10 protein-coding genes and 2 pseudogenes are annotated in these 11,766 nt (G+C 42.3%); 5 read left to right on the top strand and 7 right to left on the bottom strand.

Going from position 1 to position 11,766, the window contains the following annotated elements; all coding sequences use genetic code 11:
- Positions 1 to 102 precede the first annotated feature (102 nt).
- The gene (alaS, locus tag RMY16_RS06060; RefSeq protein ID WP_322735594.1) at positions 103 to 2,745 is read right to left on the bottom strand and encodes an alanine--tRNA ligase; all 2,643 of its coding nucleotides are present in this window, start codon (positions 2,743 to 2,745) and stop codon (positions 103 to 105) included.
- Between the two features lie 279 nt (positions 2,746 to 3,024).
- Between alaS and RMY16_RS06055 the strand changes: the two are divergent.
- Positions 3,025 to 3,225: pseudogene (locus tag RMY16_RS06055) on the top strand (copper chaperone).
- Between the two features lie 937 nt (positions 3,226 to 4,162).
- A complete protein-coding gene (locus tag RMY16_RS06050) occupies positions 4,163 to 5,188 on the top strand; it encodes a diguanylate cyclase (RefSeq protein ID WP_322735593.1) in 1,026 nt (341 codons plus the stop codon).
- Positions 5,189 to 5,238: 50 nt separating this feature from the next.
- Here the strand turns inward: RMY16_RS06050 and RMY16_RS06045 are convergent, their stop codons facing one another.
- From RMY16_RS06045 to RMY16_RS06035, 3 genes are read right to left on the bottom strand one after another with little or no spacing between them, the layout of a single operon-like run.
- On the bottom strand, positions 5,239 to 6,030 hold the full coding sequence (locus RMY16_RS06045; protein ID WP_322735592.1) for an IS5 family transposase: 792 nt from the start codon (positions 6,028 to 6,030) through the stop codon (positions 5,239 to 5,241).
- 37 nt (positions 6,031 to 6,067) lie between these two features.
- Positions 6,068 to 6,295 carry a type II toxin-antitoxin system RelE/ParE family toxin gene (locus RMY16_RS06040; RefSeq protein WP_322735591.1) on the bottom strand — a complete coding sequence of 76 codons (228 nt, stop codon included), beginning with the start codon at positions 6,293 to 6,295 and terminating at the stop codon, positions 6,068 to 6,070.
- On the bottom strand, positions 6,295 to 6,561 hold the full coding sequence (locus RMY16_RS06035) for a type II toxin-antitoxin system ParD family antitoxin (RefSeq protein ID WP_118161967.1): 267 nt from the start codon (positions 6,559 to 6,561) through the stop codon (positions 6,295 to 6,297). Before RMY16_RS06035 ends, RMY16_RS06040 begins: the two co-directional genes overlap by 1 nt.
- 79 nt (positions 6,562 to 6,640) lie before the next feature.
- On the opposite strand from RMY16_RS06035, the gene RMY16_RS06030 reads away from it, so the two are divergent.
- Positions 6,641 to 6,859 carry a hypothetical protein gene (locus tag RMY16_RS06030; RefSeq protein WP_069067808.1) on the top strand — a complete coding sequence of 73 codons (219 nt, stop codon included), beginning with the start codon at positions 6,641 to 6,643 and terminating at the stop codon, positions 6,857 to 6,859.
- On the top strand, positions 6,852 to 7,307 hold the full coding sequence (locus tag RMY16_RS06025) for a hypothetical protein (RefSeq protein ID WP_322735590.1): 456 nt from the start codon (positions 6,852 to 6,854) through the stop codon (positions 7,305 to 7,307). Before RMY16_RS06030 ends, RMY16_RS06025 begins: the two co-directional genes overlap by 8 nt.
- 18 nt (positions 7,308 to 7,325) lie before the next feature.
- On the opposite strand, the gene RMY16_RS06020 is transcribed toward RMY16_RS06025, so the two are convergent.
- On the bottom strand, positions 7,326 to 8,063 hold the full coding sequence (locus RMY16_RS06020; protein WP_322735589.1) for a Ycf66 family protein: 738 nt from the start codon (positions 8,061 to 8,063) through the stop codon (positions 7,326 to 7,328).
- Positions 8,064 to 8,278: 215 nt separating this feature from the next.
- On the opposite strand from RMY16_RS06020, the pseudogene gndA reads away from it, so the two are divergent.
- A pseudogene (gene gndA, locus RMY16_RS06015) lies at positions 8,279 to 9,700 on the top strand (NADP-dependent phosphogluconate dehydrogenase); the annotation flags it as partial.
- Positions 9,701 to 9,948: 248 nt separating this feature from the next.
- Here gndA and RMY16_RS06010 read toward each other — a convergent pair.
- Together RMY16_RS06010 and RMY16_RS06005 are read right to left on the bottom strand one after the other, a co-directional pair.
- Positions 9,949 to 11,097 (bottom strand): protein kinase domain-containing protein, encoded by a 1,149-nt coding sequence (locus RMY16_RS06010; RefSeq protein ID WP_322735588.1) that lies wholly within the window; start codon positions 11,095 to 11,097, stop codon positions 9,949 to 9,951.
- 340 nt (positions 11,098 to 11,437) lie between these two features.
- On the bottom strand, positions 11,438 to 11,766 hold a 329-nt coding region (locus RMY16_RS06005; RefSeq protein WP_322735587.1), incomplete at its 5' end, for a VCBS repeat-containing protein.

Genomic DNA, 11,766 nt, shown 5'->3' with positions numbered 1-11,766 from the left:
CTGATTTTTAAGTAGGGGCAATTTATGAATTGCCCCTGAGTGCGTGTGCCTAAGTTCTATAGAAAATGGGGCTTGGAGATTAGGTTTCGCGTTAGCAGCTTATTAACCTAATGCGGACTTTAAATCACTTTCCGCTTGTGCTAACGCATCTGGTAATTTACTTGCATCGCGTCCGCCGGCTTGGGCTAAGTTCGGCCTTCCGCCGCCACCTCCGCCGCAGATTTTAGCGATCGCACCCACAAATTTACCAGCTTGCAAACCTTTTTTGTTCACTTCTGAACTAAAAGCTGCAACTATACTAACTTTCCCAACTTCCGGAACAGAACCCAGTACCACCGCACCGTTACCGATTTTTTGCAACAAGCGTTCGGCTGCGGTTTTCAATGATTCTGGATCGACATCTTCTAATTGGGCGACAATAATTTTATGATCGCCTACGCTTTCTGCTGTTTGTAGCAAGCTGTCTGATTTAGCGATCGCTAACTGTACCTTTAAGGTTTCTAATTCCTTCTGGCTATTTCTCAGTTCGCTTTGCAGACTTGTGATTCTGTCTGGTAATTCTTCGGGTTTAACTTTAAAGCGATCGCTCAAATCTTTAACTACTTTATCGCGCAGATTGAGATAATCGAGTATTGCTGGTCCCGAAACACCTTCAATCCGCCGCACCCCAGAAGCTACGCCAGCTTCCGAGATAATCTTGAAGACGCCAATTTCAGCAGTATTACTTACGTGAGTTCCACCGCATAGTTCCATTGATACGCTAGGGAAGTCAATCACGCGCACTTCCTCACCGTATTTTTCGCCAAACATGGCAACAGCACCCCTAGCTTTTGCCTCAGCTAAAGGTAATACTTCTACCTTTGCAGCATGAGCCTCAGCAATCCAACTGTTCACCTGTTCCTCAACTTGTTGAACTTCCTCTGCTGTCAACGCACGGGGACAGTTGAAGTCAAAGCGCAACCTATCAAAGGAAACTAGAGAACCTGCTTGAGATATGCCTTCATCAACAATTTTTTTCAATGCCGCTTGCAATAGGTGCGTTGCGGTATGGTTAGCTTGGGCGCGACGGCGACAAGCCGGATCGATTTGGGCGGTGACGCGATCGCCTACGCGCAGTGTACCGCGTTCGATGCGTCCGAAGTGAACAAAGAAATCAGATTCTTTCTTCACGTCTTCTACGCGAACAACGATACCATCACCGGAGATATAACCGCGATCGCCGATTTGTCCCCCAGATTCAGCATAAAATGGCGTTTTGTCAAGGACAATTTGCACTTCTGTTCCCGCTTCTGCTTCCTCTTGGGAAACACCTTCTACCAAAATCGCTTCGACTTTTGCAGTCGCTGCAGGTTGGGTATATCCGATAAATTCCGTAGCGTGGATGTGTTCTGCTAATTTGTCGAGAGAACCTTGCACAGTTAAATCGATGGTTTCATGTGCTGCTTTGGCACGTTCCACCTGCTTTTGCATTTCGGCATCAAATCCAGCTTCATCGACTGTGAGATTATTTTCTTCAGCAACTTCTTGAGTAAGTTCGAGGGGAAATCCGTATGTATCGTAAAGGGTAAATGCACTCTCACCGCTAATTTGAGTTTCCCCTCGCTGTTTCACCTCTTGGATGATTTCTTCTAGGAGTTTTTCGCCTCTATCCAGAGTTCTGAGGAAATTCGATTCTTCCCGTTGCAACTCAGCTTTAATTGCTGCTTCTCGCTGACGCACATTAGGGTAAGCTGATTCCGAAAGAGCGATCGCAGTTTCGGCAACTTGGGTAGTAAATTCGCCAGAAATCCCAATTAATCGCCCATGACGCACTACCCGCCGAATTAATCGCCGCAGCACATAACCCCGTCCCACGTTGGAAGCGCGAATTTCATCGGCGATCATGTGGACAACAGAACGAATGTGATCGCCAATCACTTTTAGAGAAACTTTGGTTTTTTCATCACTGCTGTGGTAATCAATGCCAGCAATTTGCGCTGCTGTTTGGATAATTGGAAAAATCAGGTCAGTTTCGTAGTTATTGGGTACTTTTTGGAGGATTTGCGCTATTCTCTCCAAACCCATGCCGGTGTCGATGTTCTTGTTTTGCAGTGGCGTTAAATTCCCAGACGCATCCCGGTTATATTGCATGAAGACGAGGTTGTAAAACTCAATGAACCGGGAATCGTCTTCTAAATCTATATTTTCGTCACCGCGTTCTGGGTGGAAGTCGTAATAAATTTCTGAACAAGGGCCACAAGGGCCAGTAGGGCCAGATGCCCAAAAGTTATCATCTTCGCCCAAGCGTTTAATTCTCGCTATCGGCACACCGATTTGATCGCGCCAAATTCCAAAGGCTTCATCATCATCTTTAAAAACGCTGACGACGAGATTTTGTGGGGAAATGCCAAAGACTTGTGTGGAGATTTCCCAACCCCAAGCGATCGCTTGTTCTTTAAAATAATCACCAAAGCTGAAATTGCCCAGCATCTCAAAAAACGTCTGATGCCGTTTGGTGCGTCCGACATTTTCGATATCGTTGGTGCGGATACACTTTTGTGAAGTCGTAGCCCGTTTAAATTCTGGTGTGCGCTGCCCTAAGAATATTGGCTTAAATGGTAGCATCCCCGCGATCGTCAGCAGCACGGTTGGATCTTCTGGCACGAGGGAGGCACTTGGGAGAATTTGGTGTTCCCGTTGGGCAAAGAAGTCGAGAAATATGTTGCGAATTTCGTTACCGCTTAGGTACTGGGGATTTGAAGACATAGGTGTTTTTAACTTTAGACTTTAGAATTTCGACTTGGGCGTAGCGGCACTAAGTAGGTGTATTTTCATAAATAGCTTTATATATTCTTGCATTTTGTTTAATATTACTGCCAGCGAATTCTGTAAGTGAGTGACATATATGCAGTTACTAGGATGCTATTAAGCTAATGCCTGACCTTGGCAAGATGCACATAAGCGTAGCCCCTCGTAGACATCGTATTCAGCTGCTTAAGATTAATCATTAAGAAATACTTTAAAATTCCCATACTGAGGTAGCAAATGGCACTAAAACTGAAAGTATCAAATATTCCTTTTGGGGGATGCATAGAAATAATTACTTAGTATAGGCACGTTATGGAACCTAAAGCCAAAGTGGATGTAGATGTTAACGCTAAAACTGTCACGGTAGAGTCGGAAGCTTCTGAGGAGTCAATCAAACAAGTAATTGTTGCTGCTGGTCACGCTATAGAAGGTTATTGATCTGATTCCAGCTTTTCACAGAAGTTTAGATTTTAATATCTCAGGCGACGCAAACAAAATTTTTTATATTTTTTCCGCCCGTAGAAGGGCTGAATCGAAATAATTTTCCCCAAGTAGGGGCAGGTTTTGACATCAAGTTTTTATTTAGCTTTGTTTTCCCGATTTATGATGTTGCAGTAAATAAAAAAGATGTGAATTAAGTAAATAGACAAATACAGATAAAGTGTAGGCAGAAATATTTTATTTTGACTGTCAACGCATTGTTTGATTTTGGTTCATTCTCAGTTAAATTATAAATTTTCACCCGACAATATCTGTCTTTATTTAGAGGGACTATTAGCTCCAAAGAGCTACTGTACATCGCAGTAGGTAGTCATTGCTGTGTATTTTTATATGCAGTTTAAATACTTTCTTAATATTTGGTAAAGGCCTAGTTATTAAAGGAAAAGGCTAAAAAACTTTATGGGAAATGACATTTTTCATTACATAATAAAATTTGGGATTTAATAATTCAATGAAAAATTTTTATATTTTCTTTGTTTTTCTATTTGAGAATAAATTTATCTGCTTGCTGCAATGGTTATTACAAACTATTTATTTCGGTAATTTCATCAGGGAAATAGTACTTAAGAAACTACAGCAAGAGTTTTTATCCATTAAATAATATTCAGTGTTTTTACTGTTTTAAAAATAAACTGTAAAGAAGACATTAGTTGTTATAAATGAATATTTTCGAAACGGTAGTAGTAGATTAGTAACAAATATAAATTCTGAAAATGAGATTTAATTTGGAAATGTACTGTTTAATCGATGCTCAAAAAACAAGATGTCAAAAAATATAATTTAGCCGGAAGCATCATATTTAGTATTAGACGACAAGAGTAGTAGTTACCCAAGTGAATTTCTTTAAAACTTAAATAGGATAAAAAATAAAGCAATGAATATTTCTATTCTGATCTTTGGAAAAAATAATTTTATCGCTACACTTCCAGATCAGATCCGTTATGCGACTGCTTTTAGTATAGAAGTTATGGACAATTTGGATCAAGCAGTATCGCGGATTAAAACAACACCCCCCGATATAATCTTGGTGCAAGCTAGCCTGGATAGCAGTATGGAACTCTGCGGTTGGTTGAAAGAACAGACAAAACTATCGTGGATATACTGTATTCTCTTCGAGGATCGTTCTCAACAGTTGAATGATAGAAATAAGGGTTGGCACAGGGAATTAGAGATGAGTGCTGCGGCCCTAAAGCAAGGAGCCGATGCATATATTTGGCATCTTATTGAAGAAAAAACAGACTATAGCTTGGCAGAGTTGACTGCCAATCATGGATTAATACTTGCTCAATTGACAGTTGGTTTGCGGAAAGCACAAAAATACCGAGATTTGATTCGGACAAATGATATGTTATCTGCGATCGCCTTAGCAGATTCGTTGACAGAATTAAATAATCGTCGTGCTTTAGAATGGGACTTGCCCAGACAAATTCAAAGAGCCAGGGCCCAAAAAACTTCCCTGAGTTTGATTATTCTGGATGTAGATCATTTCAAAAAAGTTAACGATACTCATGGGCATTTAGTAGGCGATCGCATTTTGCAAGTATTATGTCAGCGCTTGCGCCACAATCTGCGCTGTCAAGATACAGCATTCCGCTATGGTGGCGAAGAATTTGTAATTCTTCTGGCTAACACTACCGATGAGGAAGCATTATTAGTAGCCCGTCGTCTCAATCGCGTAGTCAGCGACGAACCATTTGCACTCAACAATAAACTGACAATTAATGTCACCATTAGTTTGGGTACAGCCTCTCTGCAAGCTGAGGATGATGAGAAAGGAGAAAGTCTGCTGTATCGTGCCGATCAATGTCTATTACAGGCTAAAAATTCTGGGCGTAATCGGGTGATTAACTCCAGCTACCTATCTCATCATGGCTCACATTTGAAAGTTGTTTCTTCGTGAAAGTTAGGAGCGTCTAAGAGGATGTTTGAAAAGTTTTGAGGGGTCAAATTTTATGCTAATCGCCTCACCATGATCCGGATCATGGCAAGGTAAATAAACGTCTCCGATGTTTCCGGTAGAAGTTCATAATCTCTAAGCAATCGGCGACACCCCATCAGCCAGCCGAAAGTGCGCTCCACCACCCATCGCTTTTTGAGCAAGACAAAGCCCTTAGTTTGCTCTGGTCGCAGCACCACCTGCACAATCCAACGGCAAGTGTCCATCACCCACATCATAAAGGCTGGACCATCAAAGCCGCCATCAGTCCAAATGGTCGTCAAGCGAGAAACCTTATTGCCCATTTCTTTGACGCGCTTGAGCACTTGTTTACCACCTGACCGCTCTGGCACATTGGCGGCGGTGACCAACACCTGCAGCACTAATCCCAACGTATCAACGGTCATAAACCGCTTGCGTCCTTTAATTTTTTTGCCTGTATCAAAGCCCACTTCCTGACTCACCATCGCTGCACTTTTGACACTTTGACTATCAATGATGGCTTCTGACGGACTTGGATGGCGTTCTTCTTCGATTCTCGTCCATTCTCGCAGATTATCATGAATCTTCATCCAAGTTCCATCCCTGCGCCAGTTACGAAAGTACGTATATACAGTTTGCCAAGCAGGAAAGTCCTCTGGTAGCGATCGCCATCGCACCCCTTCTAGCAGAATGTAAAAAATCGCGTTCAGGACTGACCAAATATCGACTTCACGCTTACGACCACCTTTTTTTGCTTCTGGAAGCATCTCACAGAGAAATTGATATTGGGTATAGGTCAAATTACTGGGGTATGCTTTACTCATGCTACTCTCTCAATGCTGTGTTCTTTCTATTCACAGCTTATACTGAGAGAGCTTTTTTACACCCTGACCTACTTTTCAAACACCCTCTAAGGCTTGGATCAAAATTTGGGTAGCTTCGTCCTATATTTGGGAATTGAGCTATGTTTTGGCACTTCTTATTAAATCCTTGAATAAATCTTTCCCCTGCGTTGATATTGCGAACCAGAAAATAATCCAAAATTTCATCTAAATCTTGGCTTGCTTCTTTGGCAATAAAATATTCCATTATCCTTGAGTCTCACGCGCTTTGCGTAATTTTTCTGAGAGTCGCGCCATCACCACTTCACCATCTATTACGTCTCCACGTTCAATAGAAGCAAGCCCAACAGCTATTTTTTTATGGGTTTCTTCTTCCCATTCCTGATAACCCTTCTCCCATTCTTCCAGCAGTTTCAATGCTTTAGCAATCACATCTTCAGCATTTTCATATCTACCTGTAGCAATTCGGGTTTGTATAAATTGCTCGTATTCCGCTTTAAGTTGGATGTTCATAATTGTTATTTCTAGTTAGTTAAAAGCATTTCCCAAACTATGCTCTAAAATTTATCTAAATTCATTAAAGCCTTAACTTATGCTTCTTACCGAACTCATACCGCTAGTTAAAGAATTATCCCACACTGATAAACTCTTACTAATACATTTCCTGGCAGCCGAATTGTTGAAGGAATCAAGTTTAGTTCCATTGGATGCTGAGGACAAAGTAGCAAGTCTTGGCTTATATGATTCTTTTGAAGCTGCTGCTGTTTTAGCGAAGGCACTGGCAGAAGAAAAAGCGGCAACACATGGTTGATAAAGTTAGATTTGCATTTACTGAGGTAAATCCAGAACTCGGTGCATTAAGTACGCTGCCTTATCTACCGCTAGTTCTCACTTATGAAAATCGTTCGGTAAATGTATCAGGTTTACTAGATACTGGTTCTACTGTCAACGTATTGCCCTACGAAATCGGGTTAAGGCTGGGAGCAGTTTGGGAACGTCAAAGACTCTCTGTTCCATTAGCTGGTAATCTGGCTAGATTTGAGGCAAGGGCATTGGTGTTGATGGCGAATGTTGAGCAATTTCCGACAGTAGAGCTAGCTTTTGCTTGGACAAGAGATAGAAACGCCCCATTGATTTTAGGACACATGAATTTCTTTTTAGCGTTTGATGTGTGCTTCTATCGTTCTGAATTAGCGTTTGAAATTAGCCCTAAAATAAGCCTGATGGAAATAGTGAAACCCAACATTATATTAGGTTAACGCTGGGTTTCACTGCATTCAACTACCTTGATTAGGCGGTATTGCTTCCGGTGGCATTTCTGCTGGGGGAGCGAGTACCGCATCCGGCGCAATTTCTTCTACAGGAATCGGTTGCTTATCCTCAATTTCAAAATCTGGTTGCGCTGCTTCCACCAGTTCAGGAGATGGGGGATGTGGTGGAATCGCTTCTGGTACACTCTCAGTTTTTGCTTCGGTTTCGGTAATAACTGTCTCCTCTGCTGGTGGTTCTGGTATGACAATAGTTTTGTCAATAATCTCAACAGCAGGTTTCTCTGATATTACAGAGATAATATCTTCAGGTTTGGGGGTTGTGGGTGTCTTTTTACTCACAGTCTGTTGCACTTTGTCTTTTGCGCCACTGAAGGTACTACCAAGACCTTTTTGCAACTGGCCCAGCCGTTCCTGAAGGGACAACTTATTCACCTGTTCTTGAATGCCAGTTTTTACCGTCTCAGCACTGGGTACTTGGGTTTGTTGTGCCTGTGGAGTCAATTGCCGACGTAATGATAGAGTTTGCCAGCCAAACCAGACCAAAAGAGCCACACTAGCCACATGACCGAGCAACAAACCCCCAATAATACGTGGCGCAAACACCCATAAGACTAAAGCGTAGAATAATCCTACGCCACTCCAGATAAAGTCATTCTTGCGGTGGATTTCTGGGAAAAAGAAAGCTGCTATGTAAATGGCTAAACTACCAAGACCCACTACCAAAGCTAGGACAAATGCCAGCATTATTTGGTTACTCCTTACTGCGTCCTTTGATTATTTCAATTTTGCAAATTTTGCCAGTCAATTGTTGATTTAGATACAATTTAAAATCAATTATCCCTGTTAGTTGTGGATTTTTGTCATTTATTCAAGTCTTAAGGTCTTCTTTAGGGGAGAACGGAAAATATCGGACTACCCTTAAAGTAAAAGGATCTGCAAGAGTTAGCCAGAAATTTTTTATGACACTACAAAGCTTTGGTGTGATTGGATTAGCCGTTATGGGTGAGAACATCGCTCTCAACGTGGAGCGCAATGGCTTCCCAATTGCAGTTTACAACCGCTCCCGAGAAAAAACGGATGCGTTTATGGCGCAGCGTGCGCCAGGACGGAACGTCAAAGCCGCCTTTACTCTAGAAGAATTCGTTGCCTTATTGGAACGTCCCCGCAAAATTCTAGTGATGGTGCAAGCTGGTAAGCCAGTAGATGCGGTGATTTCTCAACTTAAACCTTTGCTAGATGAAGGCGATATCATTATCGACGGTGGCAACTCTTGGTTTGAAGATACGGAACGACGCACTCAAGAATTAGAACCGGCTGGACTTCGGTTTATCGGGATGGGTGTTAGCGGTGGTGAAGAAGGTGCGCTAAATGGCCCTTCACTCATGCCAGGAGGTACAGAAAGCTCCTATGAGTATCTATCGCCAATTTTTAATAAAATTGCTGCCCAAGTTGACGATGGTCCTTGCGTAACTTATTGCGGCCCTGGTGGCGCCGGTCACTACGTCAAAATGGTACACAACGGCATTGAGTACGGCGATATGCAGCTGATTGCTGAAGCCTACGACTTGCTGAAAAATGTTGCTGGACTAGACCATAATCAGCTACACGAAGTTTTTACCGAATGGAACACTACCGACGAACTCAATTCGTTTTTGATTGAAATTACGGCAAAGATTTTCCCCTACATTGACCCAGAAACAAATCTACCCTTAGTCGATTTGATTGTTGATGCCGCAGGGCAAAAGGGAACCGGACGCTGGACAGTGCAAACTGCAATGGATTTGGGTGTTGCTGTACCAACAATCATTGCGGCGGTGAACGCCCGGATCATGTCTTCTTTCAAAAAAGAACGGGTAGCAGCATCCAAGATACTTACAGGCCCTTCTGGCAAGTATGAGGGGGATACCAAAGCCTTTATCAACATGGTGCGGGATGCCCTCTATTGCTCGAAAATCTGTTCTTACGCTCAGGGCATGGCACTGCTAGCTACAGCTTCAAAAACCTATAATTTTAACTTGAATTTAGGTGAAATGGCGCGGATTTGGAAGGGTGGCTGTATTATTCGTGCTGGATTTTTGAATAAGATTAAGAAGGCATTTAACGAAAATCCAGCGCCACCCAACCTGCTATTAGCCCCGGAATTCAAGCAGACGATTCTCGACAGACAAACAGCTTGGCGCGAAGTGTTGGCAACAGCAGCAAAACTGGGAATTCCAGTGCCAGCATTCAGTGCGTCATTAGATTATTTTGACAGCTATCGACGCGATCGCTTGCCCCAAAACCTCACTCAAGCCCAACGCGACTACTTCGGAGCGCACACCTACGAGCGACTTGATAAGCCCGGAGCTTTCCACACCGAATGGACGCCGATTTCTGAAGCATCAGTGCAAACTTCTACACCAAGAGATCTGCAAACTTCAGAACCAACTACACCTACAACACCTACAACTTCTCCAAAAGTTTAGAGAGTTTTAGTTTGTAAATTTGAAAGTGGCTCTTTGAGAGTCACTTTTTTTGTCAATCACTGTTAATTGTTAATTATTCATTGTTAAGCTAATACCTCTTTGAAGTATTGAGGGCCAATTTTCAATATGTGTGATGTAATAGAGGCTTTTGATATTTGGTTTTATCATTGATTTTGTGTATTATTCTTTCCAAGATATTTGGCTTTTAATTCTTCTAATTCTTCATCTATTTTGCTTTTACTAGAAGGCTGAGGTGTGGCGTTTTGTGGCTGTATTTTATTTGGTTGAGGTTTGTTGTTACCCATAAATTGGGTTTTCATTTCTTCTAATTCCCGATCGAGTTCACTAGGAGATTTCGATACAAAATTGGGTGGAGAATTGAGTGGTGATTGAGGGATGGGTTTTGGTGTAACCGCTGGCTTTGATGCTGCTGGCGAGTATTTATTTAAGTCTTTGAGAACTTCTTCTACAGTTTGATAACGCCGAATTGGAATACTTTCTAGCATCTTGTTGAGAATGCGACTCAAATGATTGCTGACGGGAGTTTGCAAGTATTGCTGCCATACCCAAGTATCGTTGTTAGTATCATAAGAATCGAAGGGCGATCGCACTGTTAATAAATTAATACAAGTCGCACCCAAACTATAAATATCGCTGGCGAAAATAGCTTTACCTCTCATTTGTTCAGGGGCAACATATTCTGGACTACCAATACTAGTACCAGTTTTATTTAAGGCAGCACCAGTGGTAGATTTAGCAGCCCCAAAATCTACTAATACTAGTTTGCGATCGCTTTCGCGTAAAATAATATTTTCTGGCTTAATATCGCGGTGAATTACGTGTCTAGCATGACAAAATTGTAAAACTGACAATAAATCGTTTAATAGTTGCCAAATTTGCGTTTCACTAAAAGCACCTTTATGTGCTAATTCCTGGGCTAAGTTTTCCCCGTCGATAAATTCTTGTACAAGATACTGCCGATTTTCTTGGGTAAAATATGCCAGTAATTCGGGAATCTGCGGATGTTTGCCCAATTCATCTAACTGCACCGCTTCTTGGTTAAATAACTCTACAGCTTTTGCCAGAGTGCTAGTGCCTTGAGATTGGGGATAAAATTGCTTAATTACGCAGCGTGGTTTTGAGGGTTTATCCTCATCCACAGCTAAGAAGGTTTTGCCAAAACCACCTTGTCCGATTGGTTTGACAGCACGGTAACGTTCTTTGAGGAGTAACTTGGTACCACAAGTCCGGCAAAAATTGACATCATCAGGATTTTCAGGCTTGGGACAATGGGGATTAAGGCAGTAGCTCATACAGGCGATCGCTCTTATATCTCTATATTTTCCCCTGTCCCAGGCAAAAGGGTGTAATCAATAAATTTTGGATTTGTGTCACGCAGAAGGGGTAAAAGCGGGTGAAAGAACGATTAACTAAAAGAATATGAATCATAGTACACTATCCCACTTTTGTCACTCTCCGAAAACAAAAATCAAATGGAAAGTGCAAGGGTTTTGAAACTCTAGAGATTATAGCCTTGCACTTTTTTGGTAGAAAAGCTTCAACCCCTTATCTGGACTAGATTACACTTTTATTCAGCAAGCCCTACTTAATTCTGATTACTGAATCGGTGTTCTAGGGGGTAAAAGCACAATATCAGGTTCTCTCTGTGCCGCCGTTGAAGTCGGCTGTACCTGCAATCTGCCAGTCTTGATCAGCCACCTGGGTAATCAAGTTGTTGCTTTGCACAGAGAAGCCATTTATTTCCCAGATGGTATTCTGCCCGGTTGCCTTGTTGCGCCAGACGATATCAGATTTGCCGTCGCCGTTGAAGTCGGCTGTACCTGCAATCTGCCAGTCTTGATCAGCCACCTGGGTAATCAAGTTGTTGCTTTGCACAGAGAAGCCATTTATTTCCCAGATGGTATTCTGCCCGGTTGCCTTGTTGCGCCAGACGATATCAGATTTGCCGTCGCCGTTGAAGT

This window comes from Nostoc sp. DedQUE12b (assembly GCF_034530835.1).
GTDB lineage: Bacteria > Cyanobacteriota > Cyanobacteriia > Cyanobacteriales > Nostocaceae > Nostoc.
This window is presented reverse-complemented; position numbering and strand designations above follow the sequence as displayed.